Origin of the sequence: Ensifer sp. 2TAB8 (assembly GCF_052115125.1) — a bacterium.
Taxonomy (GTDB): Bacteria; Pseudomonadota; Alphaproteobacteria; order Rhizobiales; family Rhizobiaceae; genus Ensifer.
The window spans coordinates 106,987-127,593 of the sequence record NZ_JBFRGB010000006.1 but is presented as its reverse complement, the minus strand read 5'-3'; the positions used below and the strand labels follow the sequence as shown (position 1 = coordinate 127,593).

16 protein-coding genes are annotated in these 20,607 nt (G+C 62.2%); 12 read left to right on the top strand and 4 right to left on the bottom strand.

What is annotated here, in order from left to right; genetic code table 11:
* Positions 1-47 precede the first annotated feature (47 nt).
* Complete coding sequence (locus AB4Z53_RS12920; RefSeq protein WP_034806111.1) at positions 48-311, top strand: DUF2312 domain-containing protein; 264 nt, start codon at positions 48-50, stop codon at positions 309-311.
* A 163-nt stretch (positions 312-474) separates the two neighbouring features.
* On the opposite strand, the gene AB4Z53_RS12915 is transcribed toward AB4Z53_RS12920, so the two are convergent.
* Positions 475-2,322, bottom strand: coding sequence for a DUF882 domain-containing protein (locus tag AB4Z53_RS12915; RefSeq protein ID WP_441596218.1), 1,848 nt, complete (start codon positions 2,320-2,322; stop codon positions 475-477).
* Positions 2,323-2,502: 180 nt separating this feature from the next.
* Positions 2,503-4,047, bottom strand: a complete 1,545-nt coding sequence (locus tag AB4Z53_RS12910; RefSeq protein WP_113540856.1) for a sigma-54-dependent transcriptional regulator — start codon at positions 4,045-4,047, stop codon at positions 2,503-2,505.
* 189 nt (positions 4,048-4,236) lie between these two features.
* On the opposite strand from AB4Z53_RS12910, the gene AB4Z53_RS12905 reads away from it, so the two are divergent.
* The 3 genes from AB4Z53_RS12905 to AB4Z53_RS12895 are packed head-to-tail and all read left to right on the top strand — an operon-like array spanning position 4,237 to position 7,970.
* The gene (locus AB4Z53_RS12905; RefSeq protein ID WP_441596215.1) at positions 4,237-6,096 is read left to right on the top strand and encodes a M3 family oligoendopeptidase; all 1,860 of its coding nucleotides are present in this window, start codon (positions 4,237-4,239) and stop codon (positions 6,094-6,096) included.
* Positions 6,097-6,141: 45 nt separating this feature from the next.
* On the top strand, positions 6,142-7,341 hold the full coding sequence (locus tag AB4Z53_RS12900; RefSeq protein WP_441596214.1) for an aminodeoxychorismate synthase component I: 1,200 nt from the start codon (positions 6,142-6,144) through the stop codon (positions 7,339-7,341).
* Positions 7,338-7,970 (top strand): aminotransferase class IV family protein, encoded by a 633-nt coding sequence (locus tag AB4Z53_RS12895; RefSeq protein ID WP_223725561.1) that lies wholly within the window; start codon positions 7,338-7,340, stop codon positions 7,968-7,970. The genes AB4Z53_RS12900 and AB4Z53_RS12895 overlap by 4 nt, the downstream gene beginning before the upstream one ends.
* On the opposite strand, the gene AB4Z53_RS12890 is transcribed toward AB4Z53_RS12895, so the two are convergent.
* Positions 7,935-8,885: a GGDEF domain-containing protein gene (locus AB4Z53_RS12890; protein ID WP_223725562.1), complete on the bottom strand. Its 951-nt coding sequence runs from the start codon at positions 8,883-8,885 to the stop codon at positions 7,935-7,937. The two genes, AB4Z53_RS12895 and AB4Z53_RS12890, sit on opposite strands and share 36 nt — an antisense overlap.
* A gap of 514 nt (positions 8,886-9,399) precedes the next feature.
* Between AB4Z53_RS12890 and AB4Z53_RS12885 the strand changes: the two genes are divergently transcribed.
* The 7 genes from AB4Z53_RS12885 to AB4Z53_RS12855 all read left to right on the top strand — a co-directional run bounded on the left by AB4Z53_RS12885 (position 9,400) and on the right by AB4Z53_RS12855 (position 17,973).
* Complete coding sequence (locus AB4Z53_RS12885; protein ID WP_113540851.1) at positions 9,400-10,851, top strand: homospermidine synthase; 1,452 nt, start codon at positions 9,400-9,402, stop codon at positions 10,849-10,851.
* A 173-nt stretch (positions 10,852-11,024) separates the two neighbouring features.
* Positions 11,025-11,393 (top strand): outer membrane lipoprotein Omp10, encoded by a 369-nt coding sequence (gene omp10 / locus AB4Z53_RS12880; RefSeq protein WP_113540850.1) that lies wholly within the window; start codon positions 11,025-11,027, stop codon positions 11,391-11,393.
* A 315-nt stretch (positions 11,394-11,708) separates the two neighbouring features.
* Positions 11,709-13,595: a 5'-nucleotidase C-terminal domain-containing protein gene (locus AB4Z53_RS12875; RefSeq protein ID WP_291160734.1), complete on the top strand. Its 1,887-nt coding sequence runs from the start codon at positions 11,709-11,711 to the stop codon at positions 13,593-13,595.
* 146 nt (positions 13,596-13,741) lie between these two features.
* Positions 13,742-14,761: a ferrochelatase gene (hemH, locus tag AB4Z53_RS12870; protein ID WP_441596326.1), complete on the top strand. Its 1,020-nt coding sequence runs from the start codon at positions 13,742-13,744 to the stop codon at positions 14,759-14,761.
* A 196-nt stretch (positions 14,762-14,957) separates the two neighbouring features.
* Positions 14,958-15,956, top strand: a complete 999-nt coding sequence (locus tag AB4Z53_RS12865) for an SPFH domain-containing protein (RefSeq protein ID WP_113541199.1) — start codon at positions 14,958-14,960, stop codon at positions 15,954-15,956.
* A gap of 3 nt (positions 15,957-15,959) precedes the next feature.
* Positions 15,960-16,418, top strand: coding sequence for an NfeD family protein (locus AB4Z53_RS12860; RefSeq protein ID WP_113541198.1), 459 nt, complete (start codon positions 15,960-15,962; stop codon positions 16,416-16,418).
* A 109-nt stretch (positions 16,419-16,527) separates the two neighbouring features.
* Positions 16,528-17,973, top strand: coding sequence for an outer membrane beta-barrel protein (locus AB4Z53_RS12855; RefSeq protein ID WP_113541197.1), 1,446 nt, complete (start codon positions 16,528-16,530; stop codon positions 17,971-17,973).
* Positions 17,974-18,102: 129 nt separating this feature from the next.
* Here AB4Z53_RS12855 and galU read toward each other — a convergent pair whose 3' ends face one another.
* On the bottom strand, positions 18,103-18,990 hold the full coding sequence (gene galU, locus AB4Z53_RS12850; protein ID WP_113541196.1) for a UTP--glucose-1-phosphate uridylyltransferase GalU: 888 nt from the start codon (positions 18,988-18,990) through the stop codon (positions 18,103-18,105).
* Positions 18,991-19,386: 396 nt separating this feature from the next.
* On the opposite strand from galU, the gene AB4Z53_RS12845 reads away from it, so the two are divergent.
* Positions 19,387-20,607 (top strand): lytic murein transglycosylase, encoded by a 1,221-nt coding sequence (locus tag AB4Z53_RS12845; protein ID WP_441596209.1) that lies wholly within the window; start codon positions 19,387-19,389, stop codon positions 20,605-20,607.

Sequence of the window (20,607 nt, the reverse complement as noted above, 5' to 3'; positions counted from 1 at the left end):
CGTCACGGCACCCAAGAAATTCAATTCCCCGTATCAAGGAGAAGACCATGTCGGATGCTCACGGCGTCGCACGCGATCAGCTTCGTGCTTTCATCGAGCGGATCGAACGCCTGGAAGAAGAAAAGAAGACCATCGCGGACGACATCAAGGACGTCTACGGCGAAGCCAAGTCCACGGGCTTCGACGCCAAGATCCTGCGCAAGGTCATTTCGATCCGCAAGCAGGACCACGACGAGCGCATGGAACAGGAAGCGATCCTCGACACCTACCTCCAGGCGCTCGGCATGGTGCCGGCGGCCGACGAAGAATAAGCCGCTACTTGCAGGCCGCCGACAGGCGGCCTTCGTCCGGGTGCAATGCGGAACGCACTGCGCCTCGATCCTGTCCAGAAGCGGCAGCACTCGAAAGCACGGTGCAGAATCAAAAAGCCCGCCGGACCGGCGGGCTTTTTCGTGTCTGCTCGGAGGCCGAAGCTCAGTTCGTGCTGAACTTCTTCACTTCCATGAAGTTGACTGCAGTGCCGCTGAACCGGGCCGTGTCCACAGTGCCGGCGCTGCTGGAGAAGCCAGCGGCGTAGACCGTGGTCGGTGCGGCGCGGAGCGACTTGCTGACGAAGCGCGGCGCCTTGACCGGCTTGGAAAGCGTGGCCACACGCCCTGTCGTCAGCGCCCATTCGGAAATGATCTTCTGGGTCAGCTTCGGTTCGGTACGCACCGACGAACGGGTCGCGGCATCGGCGTCGTTCTTCTTCGGGCGGCCACCCTTTGCCGGCGCTTCGGCCTGCGTGTCGAAGGCATTGTCGAAGACTGCCGCGCGGGCATTCGTGTTCGATTGCGGCGCATAGGCCGCCATTTCGATCGGCTGCTGCGATAACGGCTGGCGCTGGGCGGGCGTCGGAGCGGCAAGCGCGACACGGGTCGACGCTTCGGCGGCAACGTCACGCGGCGGCTCTGCGGACGCAACAACCGGACGTTCCGCGAAGGACGGAACCACGACCTGCGCATCGGCAACGGCGGCAAGGGCCACGTCACCCGCGGGCCGTACCGCCGGAACTGGCACGAAGCCAAGCGCCTGCACATCCGCGGAAGGATCGGCCGAAGCGACAAGCGTGTTCATGTCGCGACGGTCAAGCATCTGCGGCACCGGCACCTTCATCGAGCCGAGATCGGCGAATTCGCTCGGCATTTCCGAGGTCTGCGGCAGGGCAGCGGCAAGCGCGTCCTGGGCCGCGTTCTTCTGCGGCGCCACCAGTGCAACGGCTACGCCGCCATCGGCAGGCGCATCCTTGAAGGCAGGGCGGACGGCCGGGACCGGCGCATTGATGTTCTGTTCGGCAGCAACCGCCGGTTCGGCGGCAACGGAGCCGGCGACACCGGGCAGCGCCTGCTGCGCAGCCGGAGCGGAGGCCGTCTGGACCGCAGCCGGCGCAGCGCCGCCTTCGTCGTCGGCGCCCGGACCTGCCGCAATCGCCGAGGGTTCTTCATCCTCGTCGCCACCGCCGCCAAAGAGCATGGCGAACAGGTTGCCGCGACGCTTGCCGCTTGCCGTGTCGCCCGAACCTGTCGCGCCGCCGCCGGCGACTTCGATCGCCGAGGCACCAACGCGACGCTTGTAGTCAGCGACCGCCTGCTCATAGCCGGGCAACGGTTTGCCGTCGGAAGGCAGGTGCATGGTCTTGCCGTCAGGGAAGAGACGCGCGAGTTCGGCGCGCGACATGCGCGGCCAGGCGCGGACACCGCCGACGTCCATGTGAACGAAAGGCGAGCCGGAAGTCGGATAGAAGCCGACGCCACCCACCTGGAATTTCATGCCGATCTCACGCACGGTCTTCAGCTTCACATCGGGAAGATAGAAGTCCATCGCCTTGCCGAGCATGTGCTGGCTCTTCTTGGCAACGCCCTTCGAGCGCGAGCGCAGCATGCCGTTGGTTGCAGGCGAACGATAGGCCGAGACGACGTGGATGTAATCGCGCGAACCGCTCTTCTGGTAGACTTCCCAGACGAGATCGAGCAGGCGCGGATCCATCTTGGTCGGTTCGTTGCGACGCCAGTCGCGCAGGAAGCGGTTGATCTCCTGCAGGCCCTTGGGGTCGTAGCGGCCGTTGCGCTTGAAGGTTATCTGCGCTTTTTCCTGGGTATGAATGAAATAGAGCTTCAGTGTCCGGGTCTGGCCAGCGGCCTCTACGGGAGGTGCAAAGCCCGGCGTCACGAGGGTAGCCGCAATCGCAACGGATGTAAGAACCTGCGGAACCTTACGGGTAAACGCCGCGCAGACTCTCGCTAAGGAGCCGAGCGGCTTCTTAAAACCGAACAAATTTGGCATTCAATCCCCGTCCGACGGACAACCGTACTTCGCTGTCTCAGATGACTGTCAAATAAGGTGACAGCATGGCAAATATGCCACAGTCGTCACCGCCCCTTATAATATAGTGAACACTTCACTAACAAGGTCTAAACGGCGGTGACGGAATAGCAGGGCTAATGAATCGTGAATGCGTCGATTTTATGCCGCCTCCCTCAACGGGTTCTCGGGATCGATGCCATAATCCTTCAGCTTGCGGTAGAGCGTAGACCGGCCGATGCCGAGCTTGCGAGCCACCTGGCTCATCTGTCCGCGGTAGAACTTCAGTGCAAAACGAATCAGTTCCTCTTCCACTTCGGCAAGCTTGCGCACGTCCCCGCCCTCGTCGACGCTGGCAATCGCGTTCTCCATGCGCGGGTCGTGTCCGGCATCGCCTTCCATCGATTTCGCCGCACTTGCAAAGTCCGGATAGACGTTCGGCACGTGCTCCGCCGGCGCGTTTTCCCGCTCCGGACCGGCTTCGCCCCAGGAGAAACCCGAGCGGTCGGAAACCACGTAACCCGGGATCTGGGTGGCGATCTGCGGGAAGTCCTTCACCGTCAGTTCGTTGCCTTCGGCAAGCACCACGGCCCGGAAGATCGCGTTTTCCAGCTGCCGGATATTGCCCGGCCAGTCATAGGCGGTCAGCAGCGCCAGGGCGCCGCTCGATATGGCAAGCGGTGCATGCAGGCGTTGCTCGGCGGCGAAGCGCTCGACGAAGGAACGCACCAGAACGGGAATGTCTTCCTTGCGCCGGCGCAGCGCCGGAATGGTGATCGGGAAGACGTTGAGGCGGTAGTAGAGGTCTTCACGGAACCGCCCTTCGCGCACTTCGTTGATCAGATCCTTGTTGGTGGCGGAGATCAGCCGGACATTGACCTTCTGCGGATGGCGCGCGCCGATCGTCTCGATCTCGCCCTGCTGCACCGCACGCAGAAGTTTGACCTGGACTTCGAGCGGCAGGTCGCCGATCTCGTCGAGGAACAGGGTGCCGCCGTCCGCATCGACGAACTTGCCGCTGTGTTTTTCCGTCGCGCCGGTAAAGGCGCCCTTTTCGTGACCGAAGAGAATGCTCTCGACCAGATTGTGCGGGATCGCGCCACAGTTGACGGTGACGAAGGGCTTGCCGACCCGATCGCTCGCCGACTGGATGGCGCGGGCCACCATTTCCTTGCCGACGCCGGACTCGCCTTCGAGCACGATCGGGATGTTGGACTGGGCGGCACGGCGCGCCAGGTCGATCACACGGATCATCGCCGGACTTGCCGAAACGATATCTTCGAAGCCGACGGCGCCGCCGCGCGGACGGCGCGAGGTTTTGACCTTGCCATCGCGGCTCGCCATTTTCAGCGCATTGCCGATGGCAACCGATAGCCGCTCCGGAGAAACCGGCTTCACCAGGAAGTCGAACGCACCCGCCTGCATCGCGTGAACGACGGTCTCGATCCCACCCTGGCCGGTCTGCACGATGACAGGCGTATCGACGCCGCGCTCGGCGAGCGCGTCGAGGAAGCCGTGGCCGTTCATCTCCGGCATCAACAGGTCGAGCAGGATGACATTGATCATGCCGCCCTTGCGCTCCAAGAGCTCCAGGCCGCTGCGGCCGTTGTCGGCGAGATGCGCCACATGGCCGAGACGCTCGATCATGTTCGTCAGCAACCGGCGCTGCACCGGATCGTCATCGATGACCAGAATATGTGATGTCACGGAAGCCTCCTGCTCTGGACACGCGGTACTTTTTGGCCAACCTCATGTGCCAAATCACGTCAGGCATCTGTGCCATAAAGGGCTGAACATCATGTTTTGAGAAATGCTTGCATTTTATCCATTGCCGGCGATAGCAATGGGACCCATATCGCTTGCCCTCTTCCTGTCACGAACGAGAGAAATCCGACGATGACCTTCCGCCCCTTCGCTCCCGAGCAATCCGTCGTCCGTGCTGCCGCCGGGCAGTCCCATGGCGCCACCGCGGATCTCGGTGACCTGCCGTCCTGGCGGCTTGAGGATCTCTATCCGTCCGCCACATCGGATGCTTTTCGCAACGACCTGAAGAAGGCCGAGACCGACTCGATCGCCTTCGAGACCAAGTGGAAGGGCAAGCTGGCCGAGGCCGCGACGAAGACCGGTGACGCTGGCATCGGCGCCGCCGTCCGGGAATTCGAAGCGCTCGAAGACGTCATGGGCCGCATCGCCTCCTATGCCGGCCTCACCTACTTCTCGGACACGTCCAAGCCTGAAAACGGCAAGCTCTACGGCGACGTGCAGTCGAAGCTCACCGACATGTCGGCGCATCTCCTGTTCTTCTCGCTGGAACTCAATCGCATCGATGACGCGATCCTCGACAAGGCGCTGGAAAACGATCCGCTTGCCGCGCACTACAAGCCCTGGCTGACCGACCTGCGCATGGACAAGCCCTACCAGCTCGACGACAAGCTGGAGCAGCTTTTCCTGGAAAAATCGATGACCGGCGCCGCGGCCTTCAATCGGCTGTTCGACGAGACGATGGCGAGCCTCACCTTCAACGTCGACGGTGAATCCCTGCCGCTCGAAGTCACCCTGAACCTGTTGCAGGATCCGGCGACCGAGGTTCGCAAGAAGGCGGCGATGGCGCTTGCCGAAACCTTCAAGGCCAATATCCGCACCTTCACGCTGATCACCAACACGCTTGCCAAGGACAAGGAAATCTCCGACCGCTGGCGTGGGTTTCAGGACATCGCCGACAGCCGCCATCTGGCGAACCGCGTCGAGCGCGAAGTCGTCGATGCGCTTGCAGAAGCCGTCAAATCCGCCTATCCGCGCCTGTCGCATCGCTACTACACGATGAAGGCGAAGTGGCTCGGCATGCAGGAGATGGATTTCTGGGATCGCAATGCGCCGTTGCCGGAAACGCCGAACGCGCTGATCTCGTGGAACGAAGCCAGGGACACCGTGCTCTCCGCCTATAATGCCTTCGCGCCGGAAATGGCCGCGATCGCCCGCCGCTTCTTCGACGAAAGCTGGATCGACGCACCCGTGCGCCCGGGCAAGGCACCGGGCGCCTTTGCCCATCCGACGGTTCCGTCGGCGCACCCCTATGTGCTCGTCAACTACATGGGCAAGCCGCGYGACGTGATGACGCTCGCACACGAACTCGGCCACGGCGTGCACCAGGTGCTGGCTGGCGGACAGGGCGCGCTGATGGCGTCGACCCCGTTGACGCTCGCCGAGACCGCATCCGTCTTCGGCGAAATGCTGACCTTCCGTGCGCTGCTCGACCGGACGAAGGACAAGCGCGAACGCAAGGCCATGCTGTCGCAAAAGGTCGAGGACATGATCAACACGGTCGTGCGCCAGATCGCGTTCTACGAGTTCGAGCGCAAGGTTCACACCGCCCGCAAGGAAGGCGAACTAACGGCCGACGACATCGGCAAGCTGTGGCTATCGGTGCAGAGCGAAAGCCTTGGTCCGGCGATCCGGATTTCCGAGGGCTACGAGACCTATTGGGCCTATATCCCGCACTTCATCCACTCGCCCTTCTACGTCTACGCCTATGCGTTCGGCGACTGCCTGGTGAACTCGCTCTACGCCGTGTACCAGAACGCCGAAAAAGGCTTCCAGGATAAGTACTTCGAATTGTTGAAGGCTGGCGGCACCAAGCACCACTCCGAGTTGCTCGCCCCCTTCGGCCTCGATGCCACCGATCCGTCGTTCTGGGCACAGGGACTGTCGATGATCGAAGGGCTCATCGACGAACTCGAAGCGCTTGATAAGGCCTGATCCGGGCAGAGGTCCGGATCGCGGAGCGATCGACAAGACGACTTTATGAGCAACACCGCACCCTATGTGCTGTTCCGGGACGACAGCGAAAACCGCACGACGGTCTTCGCTGAGCCCTTGCGTGTCGTCACCGCGCGCACGAAGTCCGAATTCGTCCGCGGCCTTGCCGAGCTCGAGCGGGCCCACGAGTCCGGCAAATGGATCGCCGGCTTCATGTCCTATGAGGCTGGGCACCTCTTCGAAGAGAAACTTTCGGGTTTCGCCGAGGAAGGCCGCGAGACGCCTCTCATGTCCTTCGGCATCTTCGATGCGCCTTTGGAAGATCATCCTTTGGCCGAGCCGCAACGCCGGACCGAAAACGAACCTCTCCTCAGTGAGCCGCGCGCCGACTGGAACTTCGAAACATACCGCGAGCGCTTCGATCGTCTGCACCAGCACCTGCGGAAGGGCGATTGCTACCAGGCCAACCTGACGATGCCGATCCGTGCCCGCTGGTCCGGCGATCCGCGTGCTGCCTTCTGGTCGCTGATCGAGCGCCAGCCGGTAAAATACGGGGCGCTCGTTGCCCTCGACGGGCCGGTCCTCCTGTCGCGGTCGCCGGAACTCTTCTTCCGCGTCGATGCGGATGGCTGGATCGAAACGCACCCGATGAAGGGTACGGCCAAACGCGGCGCATCGGCGGCAGAGGATGCCGAGATCATCGCGGCGATGCGCGCCGATGAAAAGACCCAGGCCGAAAACCGGATGATCGTCGATCTGCTGCGCAACGACATCTCGCGCATCACCGAGGTCGGCACGCTCAACGTCCCCAAACTCTTCGAGATCGAGACCTACCCGACCGTGCACCAGATGGTGAGCCACGTCCGGGCGAAACTCTTGCCGGAGATCGGCCTCAGCGACATCTTCGCGGCTCTCTTTCCCTGCGGCTCGATCACCGGCGCGCCGAAGATGCGGGCCATGGAAATCCTGCACGATCTGGAGGACGGACCGCGCGACGCCTATTGCGGCGCCATCGGCTTCATCGCGCCGAACGGGGTCATGCGCTTCAGCGTCGCCATCCGCACCATTTCGCTTTTTGCGAGCGGCGAAGCCGTGTTCAATGTCGGCGGCGGCATTGTCTTCGACAGCAACGCCCAATCCGAATACGAGGAATGCCTGCTCAAGGCTCGCTTTGCCGTTGGCGACGATCATATCGCGCCGGGCGACGACGAGGTCGCGCCGGGCGACGGCGAGATCGTGCGATGACGGGCTTCTCGCTGATCGAGACGCTGCGCTTTGAGGGCGAAACCGGCTTTCTTCGCATGCGCCTGCATCTGGCGAGGCTGAAGCGATCGGCACGTCGACTGGGTATTCCAGGAGCCGAAGGTGCAGAAGCGGCCCTGCTGGCCGCGGTGGAAGGCGGCGACGGCGCGGCCGCGCGCCGCGTGCGGCTCGAGCTTTTTCCCGACGGGCGCATCGAGGTGAGGACCGCACCGTTCGTGCCATTGCCGGACGATACGATCTGGCAGGTGCGGATAGCCGCCACACGGCTCAACTCCCGCGATCCGCTGCTGCGCTACAAGACCAGCCGCCGGGCGACCTATGAAACGGCCCGCGGCGAGTTCAAAGCCAGCGAGGCCGACGAGGTTCTTCTGCTCAACGAAAAGGGCGAAGTCTGCGAGGGCACGATCACCTCGGTCTTCCTCGATGACGGCAGCGGCATCCTGAAGACGCCGCCGATTGCCTGCGGGCTGCTCGCCGGCGTGCTCCGCACCGAGCTCATCTGCCAACGGCGCGCCCGCGTCACGCGGCTTTCGCCGGCAGATCTCACAGGCGGAACGCTCTATGTCGGCAATTCGCTACGCGGTCTGATCCGGGTGGGCCTCGTGATCTGAACCCGGCAGGGTATAGCGTCTCACCCGATCCCGGCCGTCGCGCTTGGCGAGATAAAGCGCCTGGTCGGCGCGCGCATAGAGATCGCTGACCGAATCCCCATCGCGATATTCCGCAAGCCCTACCGAACAGGTGTAGAAGAATTCCGGAATGTTCTCGAGCGGCCGGGAGCTTCTGACCCTTTCAAGTAGCCGGTCAAGAATACGGTTGCCCTCGCTGATGGTGGTATCGGGCAGGATGAGCATGAATTCCTCACCGCCGATACGACCGAAGCAATCCGAGCGGCGCACGAATTCCTGCATCTGGCGGGCGAAATCAAGCAGCACCTCGTCGCCGCGCTGGTGTCCGTGGCGGTCGTTGATCGCCTTGAAATAATCGATGTCGATGATCGCGACGCAGCCCCACATATGCGGGTTCTCGGCGCAGTTGGCGATGAACTCGGTCAACCGCCCCATCGTGTAGCGACGGTTGGGCACGCTCGTCAGCTCGTCCACCTGGGCGGCTCGAAGCGCAAAGTCGCGATCCTGCCGAAGCTCGCGCTCGCCGGCGTGGATGGTGGTGACATCGACGGCGATGCACAGCATCCAGCCGTCCGAATCCACCGTCTCCGTCATCCATAGCCAGCGGCCGTCATGCAGGTCGGTTTCCATGGCGCGAAAAGGCACCTTGCCGCGCCGATGCGTCGTCGAGGCTATCCAGGCGTTGACATCGTCGGTCTTCAGGACCGTGCCTTGCCCGGCGGCGTAGTTGCGGCGCATGATCTCCGCCCAGGTCGGGCTCTCGTCCGGGCCGAGATGGTATGCCGTGCGGAATGCCGGGTTGGCAAATCGCAGTCGATCATGCTGATCATAAAGCGCGATCAGTACGGGTGTTTTGCTCTGTAAGGCCGCAAGAGCCTTGAGATGACTACCGGTCACGGTCTGTCACGCCTCCGGGTCGGACAATATCAATCATGGCGCGAAGCGGATGCTTCAAACGAAGCTATAGCACGAAGCGCATGTGACAAGCGTTTACGCGAGCGAAACGATGGGGATATGGTTAAATCCCCCTTGGATCGCCCGATCTGCACGAAACGCTCGCCCCATGACGGCTTCTCCACACCCGTCACCATCGGCCTTTCCGGCCTGATCCTTAACGCTGGATCGAGCCGGACGACCAGCTAGGGTACAATCTGGTCGAAAAGAAGTGCCCTTTGTCGAAGCGTAGGGCCATCACGGCTGCTTTCGATTGTCGGTTAAGCACACTCTCAAATGGCGGTTGACCCGCCGGCTCTTTATTGTGACAGCAATCTATGCTCTACAGCGCCCGCGTGCCGCATTCGGCACCACGGCCGCTTCGGCACATTCATCGAGCCAGAACAGCGGCGCCAGCCGCTCCTCATGCTTAGTCACCCAACGTCACAGGGAAAGTTTTCTCAGGAGAAAGACAAAAATGGCAGATACCACCTATCCGGTTTACGGCGAGATCACCGGTCCGATCGTCATGATCGGTTTCGGTTCGATCGGTCGCGGCACCCTGCCGCTGATCGAGCGCCACTTCAAATACGACAAGAACCGGTTGATCGTGGTCGAACCCCGTGAGGACGCCGCCGATAACGAGATTTTCGAGCGGCATGGCGTACGTCACGTTCGCGCTCATGTGACGAAGGACAACTACAAGGAACTGCTGAAGCCGCTGCTGACTGAGGGCGAAGGCCAGGGCTTCTGCGTCAACCTGTCGGTCGACACCGGCTCGCTCGACTTGATGAAGATGTGCCGCAAGCTCGACGTGCTCTACGTCGACACGGTCGTCGAGCCGTGGCTCGGTTTCTACTTCGACGCCGAAATGGACAATTCCGAGCGCACCAACTATGCGCTGCGCGAAACCGTCCGCAAGGAAAAGGAAAAGAACCCGGGCGGCACGACCGCGGTTTCCACCTGCGGCGCCAACCCGGGCATGGTCTCCTGGTTCGTCAAGCAGGGCCTCCTGAACCTCGCCAACGACCTTGGCGTGAAGTACGAAGAGCCGCACCAGGACGACCGCGAAGGCTGGGCCAAGCTGATGAAGAAGGTCGGCGTCAAGGGCGTGCACATCGCCGAGCGCGACACCCAGCGCACCAAGAACCCGAAGCCCTTCAACACCTTCTGGAACACCTGGTCGGTCGAAGGTTTCATCTCGGAAGGTCTGCAGCCGGCCGAACTCGGCTGGGGCACCCATGAAAACTGGATGCCGAAGAACGCCAAGAAGCACAAGAAGGGCTGCAAGGCGGCGATCTACCTGGAGCAGCCGGGCGCCAACACCCGCGTGCGCTCCTGGTGCCCGACCCCCGGCCCGCAGTATGGCTTCCTCGTGACCCACAACGAGGCGATCTCGATCGCTGACTTCTTCACGGTTCGCGACAAGGACGGCGAAGTCACCTACCGCCCGACCTGCCACTACGCCTACCATCCGGCCAACGACGCCGTTCTGTCGCTGCACGAGATGTTCGGCAACGGCGGCAACGCCCAGCCGGTGCACCACGTCCTCGACGAAAAGGAACTGGTCGACGGCGTCGACGAACTCGGTGTGCTGCTCTACGGCCACGACAAGAACGCCTACTGGTTCGGTTCCCGCCTGTCGCTGGAAGAAACCCGCCGCATCGCTCCCTACCAGAACGCCACCGGCCTGCAGGTAACCTCCGCAGTCCTGGCCGGCATGGTCTGGGCTCTCGAGAACCCGAAGGCCGGCATCGTCGAAGCTGACGAGATGGACTACAAGCGGTGCCTTGAAGTGCAGCTCCAGTACCTCGGCCCGGTTGAAGGCCACTACACCGACTGGACCCCGCTCGACGGTCGTCCGGGCCTGTTCCCGGAAGACATCGACACCAAGGATCCCTGGCAGTTCAAGAACATCCTTGTTCGCTAAGCTTTTGACGTAACACGTCATCCGGCCCGGGGCGCGAGCGTGTCCCGGGCCTTTTCATCTCTGCGGGAAAAGGCGACTGCCGCCCCCTGCCACTCTTGCTTTCAACTCATGATCGCGGCATGGTCATGCCGGAATGAAACAGTCCGCTCGGCCCAATGCGGGGGAAATCGCCTATGAAGCCATTCGCAGTTCTGACCCTAATCGCAACCGCCGCGGCCTTGGCGTCCTGCCAGTCGTCGCCCCGGATTATCGATGAGGGCGGGCCGTCGAGCCAGGCGACCGGCGTCGAAGGCTCCTGGGTGGATCCGAACGGTATCGTCTCGACCTTCGCGGGCGGAACCTTCTCGACCCGCACGACCGATACCAACCAGCTGCTTGCTTCGGGCAACTACACCAAGATGAGCCCCACGCTCGTCGAGATCAATATGACCTCGCTCGTGCGCAACACTCAGTCCAAGGTCAATTGCGCCCTGGTCACCCAGAACCAGCTCAATTGCACCACCGATGCCGGCGCGCAGTTCTCGCTGGCACGGCGCGGCTAAAACAGCAAACAGGCAAGTATCAAAGCCCCCGATCGGGGGCTTTTTTTCATTTGCGCCCGCGGCTTAACCTAGTTGCAAATCCGACAACCCAAGGATGGTTTAGCGCTTGAAGTCGCCTTCAAGTGATGAAAACATCCGCCCGGCAAAGCCACGCCCACCGTGGGGAACGGATCCAACTTGACGGCTCCGGATACGGTTGGCTGACACTGGAGCAATTGCAGCAAAAGTGCCGCGCGGTTTTGTGTTCGCTTGCGTGCAACGGGAGACAGAGTGCTTCGACCAATCCGGGCAGCGCTCTCAAAACAGGAGAACATCATGATCAGACACATCCGGACCGGCCTGATGACCGCGTCCATCCTTGCCCTCTCCTCGGGCGCAGCCTTCGCCGATTATGAGCTGAACATCCTGCACATCAACGACCTCCATTCCCGCATCGAGTCGATCAACAAGTTCGACTCGACCTGCTCGGCGGAAGAGGAAGGCAAGAACGAATGCTTCGGCGGCGTCGCCCGCCTGAAAGCCCTGATCGACCAGAAGCGCCAGGACCTTTCCGGCAAGAACGTGCTGCTGCTCAACGCCGGTGACAACTTCCAGGGCTCCCTGTTCTTCACCACCTATAAGGGCCTGGCCGAAGCCGAGTTCCTGAACCTGATGAAGTTCGACGCAATGACCGTGGGTAACCACGAATTCGACGAAAGCGAAGACGGCCTGGCCGGCTTCCTCGACAAGATCACCTTCCCGGTCGTCACCGCCAACGTGCTGCCGAGCCACAAGTCGAAGATCGGCGACCGCATCAAGCCGTCGATCGTGCTCGAGGTTGGCGGCCAGAAGATCGGCATCGTCGGCGCCGTCGCCAACGACACGCCGGAACTCTCCTCGCCCGGCCCGGACATCCTGATCGGCGACGACGTGGCCACCACCACCGCCGCCGTCGAAGAGCTGAAAAAGCAGGGCGTCGACAAGATCATCGCGCTGACCCATGTCGGCTATCCGCGTGATCTGGCGGCGATCGCCAAGATCCCCGACGTCGACATCGTCGTCGGCGGCCACTCGCACAGCCTGCTCTCTAACACCGATCCGAAGGCTGAAGGCCCCTATCCGACGATGGTCGACAACCCCGGCGGCTACAAGGTGCCCGTCGTTCAGGCCGCGTCCTACACCAAGTATCTCGGCGATCTCGTCGTGACCTTCGACGACAAGGGCGTGGTCAAGGCAGCCAAGGGCGACCCGATCCTGGTGGACAGCTCGGTGAAGCCGGATGAGGCCGTGCTGGCGCGCGTCGCCGAACTCGGCAAACCGATCGAAGAGCTGCGCTCGAAGATCATCGCCAAGACGGAAGCGCCGATCGACGGCTCGCGTGAGAATTGCCGCACGAAGGAATGCGAGATGGGCAGCCTGCTCACCGACGCCATGCTCGATCGCGTCAAGGGCCAGGGCGTGACCATCGCCATCACCAACGGCGGCGGCCTGCGTGCGTCTATCGATGCCGGCGACGTCTCGATGGGCGAGGCGATCACCGTGCTGCCGTTCCAGAACACGGTGGCAACCTTCCAGATCAAGGGCGACGGCATTCGTGAGGCGCTCGAAAACGGCCTCAGCAAGCTCGAAGAAGGCGGCGGCCGCTTCCCGCAGGTCGCCGGCATGAAGTTCTCCTTCGACAAGTCGAAGCCGATCGGAAGCCGCGTCGTCTCGGTCGAGGTGAAGGAAGGCGAGACCTACGTCCCGCTCGACCCGGCCAAGACCTATTCGCTCGTCACCAACAACTACATGCGCAATGGCGGCGACGGTTACGACGTCTTCAAGGAGAAGGGTGAAAACGCGTACGACTACGGTCCGGGCCTGGAAACCGTGCTCGCCGACTATCTCGCCGCTCACCAGCCGTTCAAGCCCTACACCGATGGCCGCATCACCGAGGTCGCTGCGGCCGCAGGTGCGGCAACGGCGGAACCGGCAACGGAAGCAAAGCCGGCGACCGGCACCGACACCTCGGCAACCCAGCCGGCCGCGACCTCCGGCGAGGCAGCAGCACCGGCCGCAAGCGGTCCGCAGAAGCACGTGATCGCCAAGGGCGACACGCTGTGGGACCTCGCCAAGTCGTTCTACGGTGAAGGCGCGCTCTGGAAGAAGATCTCCGAGGCCAACGGCAAGCCGGCGCCGCGCGCGCTGCATGTCGGCAAGGAACTGGAGATCCCGGCAAAGTAAGACAATTTGCCTCTACTTTTAGGGCCGGCGCGGGCTTCCCCGCGCCGGCTTTTCTTTTTAGAAGGACTGGAAACCGAAGGCTCCAAACGGAAGCGGTGCCCCAATGCGGGGGCCCGACGAGGATCAAGATGACCGAGCAACTTGCCATGACCGCCCCTGCCAACCATCCCTCCGTCAAATCCGGAAAGGTCGGCGTCCTTTTGGTCAACCTCGGTACGCCCGACGGTACCGACTACACCTCGATGCGCCGCTACCTGAAGGAGTTCCTGACCGACCGGCGGGTGATCGAATGGTCGCGGCTGTTCTGGTACCCGATCCTGTTCGGCATCGTGCTCAACACCCGTCCGGGCAAGGTCGGCAAGGCCTATGAAACGATCTGGAACAAGGATCTGAACGAAAGTTATCTGCGGACCTACACCCGCAACCAGGCGGAGCTGATGGCCAAGACCTTTGCCGATCGTCCTGATGTGATCGTCGACTGGGGCATGCGCTACGGTCAGCCTTCGATCGCTTCGCGCATGGACGCGCTGCAGAAGGCCGGTTGCGAACGCATTCTCGTCTTCCCGCTCTATCCGCAATATGCCGCAGCCACCACGGCCACCGTGAACGACAAGGCTTTCGAAGCGCTCCTGAAAATGCGCTGGCAGCCGGCGCTGCGCACCGTCCCGCCCTACCACGACGACCCCGTCTATATCGATGCGCTGGCGACCTCGATCGAGCGCCACCTGGCGACACTCGACTGGGAACCGGAAGTGGTGCTCACCTCCTTCCACGGCATCCCGAAGAGCTACTTCGACAAGGGCGACCCCTATTACTGCCAGTGCCAGAAGACCGCGCGGCTGCTGCGCGAAAAGCTCGGCTGGTCCAAGGAAAAGCTGCAGGTCACCTTCCAGTCGCGCTTCGGGCCCGAAGAATGGCTGCAGCCCTACACCGACAAGACCGTCGAAAAGCTCGCCCAGGATGGCGTCAAGCGCATTGCTGTCCTCAATCCCGGCTTCGTTTCCGACTGTCTGGAAACGCTGGAAGAGATCGCCGAACAGGCCGCCGAGAGCTTCCATCACAACGGCGGTGAGAAGTTCACCCATATCCCCTGTCTGAACGACAGCGCCGAAGGCATGGCCGTGCTCGAACACGTCGTGCGCCGGGAGCTTGCCGGCTGGCTTTAAGCCTCCCGCCATCCCACTTGATAACTGCACGCTGATCACCACTTCAGGATGAAGGAGCTGCGCTCTTGCCCACCGGCGAGTGCGTCTTTCTAACATTTTGAATTTACGCGCAATCCGCGGAAAACCGATTCCGAATGGAAACGGAATAAGCTAGACTGCAGCCACAAGCCGAGATTGCAATTTTAGGGGGTATGTCTTGGGCGGAATGGATATCGTCGTCATTGGCTTCGTGGTGCTTATCATCCTGGTCCTCTTCATGGGGATCAAGACCGTGCCCCAAGGCTACCGCTATACAATCGAACGCTTCGGCCGTTACACGAAAACGCTGGAACCCGGCCTCAACCTGATCGTTCCCTTCATCGATCGGATCGGTGCCAAGATGAACGTGATGGAGCAGGTCCTCGACGTTCCGACGCAGGAAGTCATCACCAAGGACAATGCCAGCGTCTCGGCCGATGCCGTCGCCTTCTACCAGATCCTGAACGCGGCGCAGGCAGCCTACCAGGTTGCCCATCTCGAAAACGCCATCCTCAACCTGACGATGACCAATATCCGCTCGGTCATGGGTTCGATGGATCTCGACGAACTGCTCTCCAACCGCGACACGATCAACGACCGGTTGCTGCATGTCGTCGACGAGGCCGCCAGTCCCTGGGGCATCAAGATCACCCGCGTCGAGATCAAGGACATCGCGCCGCCGAAGGATCTGGTCGACGCCATGGCAAGGCAGATGAAGGCCGAACGCGAGAAACGCGCCCAGGTGCTGGAAGCCGAGGGCGCGAGAAATGCCCAGATCCTGCGCGCCGAGGGCGCCAAGCAGTCGGCGATCCTGCAGGCCGAGGGCCAGCGCGAAGCCGCATTCCGCGACGCCGAGGCGCGCGAACGTCTGGCGGAAGCCGAGGCAAAGGCGACGAAGATGGTTTCGGACGCCATTGCGTCGGGCGATGTTCAGGCGATCAACTACTTCGTCGCGCAAAAATACACCGAGGCGCTCGCCTCGATCGGAACCGCCAACAACCAGAAGATCGTGCTGATGCCGATGGAAGCCTCCGCGCTGATCGGCTCGCTCGGCGGCATCGGCGCCATCGCCAAGGAAGTCTTCGGCGACAGCCAGACAGCGCCCGCGACCCGCCCGCGCCAATCTACGCCGCGCACCACGCCCGCCTTCCCGGCCGATCCTTCGCAGGGGAAGTAGGCGATGATCGAACGCGCCATTCAAGAACTCGGGCCCTGGAGCTGGTGGGTTCTGGGCTTCGTGCTTCTGGCAGCCGAGCTCGTCGCGCCTGGCGTGTTCCTGATCTGGATCGGCGTCGCCGCGCTCGTTGTCGGAATTCTCTCGCTTCTGCTCTGGGAGATCGGCTTCTGGACGTGGCAAGTCCAGTTCGTCCTCTTCGCCCTCTTCGCCGTGGTAGCGGTCGTTCTTGGCCGCCGCCTTGTTCTCTCCTCGTCCGAAACGTCCGACGAGCCGTTGCTGAACCGGAGAGCGGAAAGCCTCGTCGGCCGCACCGCCGTGCTTGATAAACCCATCACCGAGGGGCGCGGTCGCATCCGGCTCGACGATACGTTCTGGATCATCGAGGGGCCGGACTTGCCGGCAGGCACCCGGGTGCGTGTCGTTTCCACGCACGGCCGAAACCTGACCGTCGAAAGCGCCTGAACGACAAGCGGCTGAACCCACGACGTTTTTTCCGCTTGGAAACGATTGCTTAACCACGTCGCTTTACGATTGCGAAAGGATTGCAATCAGGCTCGTGGACAAACGGCATATGGTGCCAGGCTCATCTCGCTCGACCAAAGGAGACGCGCGGCGTTCGGCTTCGCTGGCGTTGCTGTTGGCCGGCACGGCGCTGTTTGCGCCGGCGTCACTGAGCGCCCAGACCGCCACGCCCACCGCCACAACGAATGCCGTTGGCACCAGTACGGCAGCCGTTCCCGCAGCGACGCCGGCGATCACAGATCCGCAGACCACCGGTGCCGTCAGCGCAGACGACCTGACACCGGCTTCGAACGAGGATTTCGTTCGCCAGAACCAGCGCGAACCGACGATCGACGGCCTGCGGCTGCGGACCTATAACCCCGAGTACGATCGTTCGCCGGGCATCCGCATCGGCACGTTCACGCTGCGCCCGGGCGTCAGCGAGAGCATCAACCACGAATGGCGCAAGGACGGCGACACGAAGACGAACCGCGGCTACCTCGAAACCGGGATCCGCGGCACCTTGACCTCGGACTGGTCGCGGCACCAGTTAACCGTCACCGGCGAAGGCATCCTGCAGAACAATATCTCTGGCGAAGGCGAGGAAGAACCGCGCGCCGATGTCGACGCGGAACTGCGGCTCGATCTCTGGGATGAAACGATCGCGCGGCTTCGGGCCGGATACAGCTTCTACCGCGAAGACGCCGACGACCCCAACGCGATCTCGAACGCCAAGACCCAGTCCGCGGTCAACAACTACCGCCTTGGCGCCGCCATCGAGCGCGACTTCGGCCTGATCCGCGGTTCGGTCGGTATCGATTTCGACCGGCAAACCTATGGCGATGTCGAACTGGAGAACGGCACGAACCTCTCGGTCAAGTATCGCAATCGCAATACGGGCATCCTCACCGGCCGGGTCGGCTACGAGCTGTCGCCGGCACTGATCCCGTTCCTCGAAGCCTCCGTCGGCAAATCGCTCTACGATCTGCGCGAAGACCCGCTCGGTTTCGAGCGCTCCTATCAGACCTATGCCGCCCGCGGCGGTGTCGAGGTCGATCTCGGCGAGAAGCTCTACGGCGAACTGGGCCTCGGCTACGAAACCTACAATTTCGAGGACGACCGGCTTGGCGAGCTCAGCGGCCTCTCGGTCGATGGGCGCATCAACTGGTCGCCGCAACGCGGCACCGACGTCCTCTTCGCCGTTTCGACCGATCTCAACCCGTCGACGACACCGGGCGATGCGGGTTCGATCGACTACAACCTCACCAACATCATCACCCACCAGATGCGCTCGGATCTGGTGGCACGGCTGACGAACAGCCTGACGCTGCGCAACTATCCCTCCGACGCCAGCTCGTCGGACGAAACCACCTGGCGCACCGGCGCCGGCCTGACCTACGACATCAACCGCTATCTCGCCTTGACGGGCGACGTCAGCTACGAGCGTACGACCCGTGATCAAGGCGATACGACGGACATTACCCGTGTCGGCGTTGGGCTCACGCTGCGGCGCTAGAGCGATTCCAGGAAAAATTCGAACCGGTTTTCCGGCCGGAATTGCGTCGCCTCATAAAAGCTTGCCATCTTCAACGGAAAAGGCCGCGTCCAGTGGACGCGGCCTTTCACATTTTCGGGACCTGACCGATTACTTCAGGCTGCCCAGCAGGGTCTTCAACGGACCCTCGACGCTCGGGCGGATATCGCCGCGCTCCAGTGCAAAGGCGACGTTCGCCAGGATGAAGCCGTCCTTGGCGCCACAGTCATAGGTGTCGCCACGGAAATGATAGGCGGCGAACTGCTGGCTGTCGGAGAGCTTGAGCATGCCGTCGGTCAGCTGGATTTCGTTGCCGGCGCCGCGTTCCTGCTTTTCGAGGATCGGGAAGATCTCCGGCTGCAGGATGTAACGGCCGTTGATGAAGAAATTGGACGGGGCCGTGCCCGGTGCCGGCTTCTCGACCATCTTGGTGATCTTGAAACCATCGCCCACCTTGTCGCCAACGCCGACAATACCGTATTTGTGGGCCTGGTCCGGTGCACATTCCTCAACCGCGATGACGTTGCCGCCGCTCTGCTCATAGAGCTCGACCATGCCCTTGAGGCAGCCCTTCTCGCCCTTCATGATCATGTCCGGCAAAAGCAGCGCAAACGGCTCGTTGCCGACGAGATCACGGGCGCACCAGACCGCATGGCCAAGGCCGAGCGGCGCCTGCTGGCGGGTGAAGCTGGTGGTGCCGGCCTTCGGCAGAATGCCGTCGAGCAACGCGATCTCGGCCTTCTTGTTGCGTTCGCGCAGCGTCTGATCGAGCTCGACCTGAATGTCGAAATAATCCTCGATCACCGCCTTGCTGCGGCCGGTGACGAAAATCAGATGCTCGATGCCGGCTTCCAGCGCCTCATCGACCACATATTGAATGACCGGCTTGTCCACCACCGTCAGCATTTCCTTCGGCACGGCCTTGGTGGCCGGCAGGAAACGTGTGCCCAGCCCTGCGACCGGGAATACGGCTTTGCGGACTTTACGCTTGTCGGTCATCGATACCTCCTTGATAGGACTTCACTCATAACTCTTGCCGGATGGCTCCGGACAGCAATCCGCCTGAACCATACAGCGCTCCGTAATGGAGCCGCAATCTCTATGCCGTCAGCTGAACAGAGCCTGAACCGACGGAACAATGCTTATGCGAACTCCACGACCATGGCTTGACATTTTCTGCAGCGGAAGACGCCACCACAATTTCATGGTAAAGGGTTTGTTGACCACGTTTCTGTAGATTCATTGCAATCCGGCAATGCAACAATCGCGGCCGGATCCGAAACAGGAGCCGCCGACGACCGCCCCCACCGTCCAGGCTGGCCCCAGACTGCCACCTTGCGGAGCGATTCGGGCCATGACGGCCGAAGCCCCGCAGAGAAACGGAACCGACAGCTGATGATCAGAAACCGCAGGACGTTTTTCCGTCATATCGCAGCCGCCCTCGTCCTATCCGCCGCAACGCTCGGCACCGCCCCCGCGCGCGCCGATGCCGGATTCCAGAACTGGATCAACGAATTCTACGCGACGGCCGCCAAGRCCGGCATCACCAAGGCAACCTATCGCCAGGCCTTCGCCGGAGTGAAGTCGCCCGACGAGACGGTGATCGAAAAGGCGAACTACCAGCCGGAGTTCAAGCACAAGATCTGGGAATACATCGATTCCCGCGTGAACCCCTACACCAAGCGCGTCGGCCAGGAGATGGCGACCAAGCACGCCCGTACGCTGAGCGCGCTGGAAAAGCACTTCGGCGTCGACAAAACCATCCTTCTGGCGATCTGGTCGATGGAATCCAACTACGGCGCCGTGCTCGAGAAGGATGACCGCCTGCACTATGTGCCGCGCGCGCTCGCAACCCTTGCCTATGCCGATCCGAAGCGCTCGAACTACGCCAAGAAGCAGTTGATCGCGGCGCTGAAGATTCTTCAGAGCGGCGACATCACCCCCCGTGAGCTGACCGGCTCCTGGGCCGGCGCCATGGGCCACACGCAGTTCATTCCGACGAGCTACCTGCTCTATGCGGTCGACGCCGATGGCAACGGCCACCGCGACATCTGGAATTCGGTGCCCGATGCACTGGCAACGGCCGCCAACCTGTTGAAGAAGAATGGCTGGCAACCGGGCGAAACCTGGGGCTACGAGGTCGCGCCCCCCGCAAATGCCGCAAAATATTCCGGCCAGACGAAGACACTCGCCGAATGGGCATCGCTCGGCTTTGCCCGGCCGAACGGCAAGGGCTTCCGCAATGGCAGCATGCGCGCCGAACTCAAGCTGCCGAGCGGTGGCGAAGGCCCCGGTTTCCTGATGACCAAGAACTTCTTCGTCATCAAGCGCTACAACGCCTCCGACAGCTACGCGCTCGGCGTCGGCCTTCTTGCCGACCAGATCGCCGGCTATCAGGGCATGCAACAGCGCTGGCCGCGTCCGGACGGGTCGCTCGACATCAGCGAAAAGTTCGAGCTGCAGAACCGCCTGAAGGAGCTCGGCTACTACAGCGGCGAAGTCGACGGCAATTTCGGCTCCGGTTCGAAGGCCGCGATCCAGGCGTTCCAGTCGAAGAATGGCCTGGCTCCGGATGGGCAGCCGACCCAGATGCTGCTGCGCGCATTGCGCAACTAG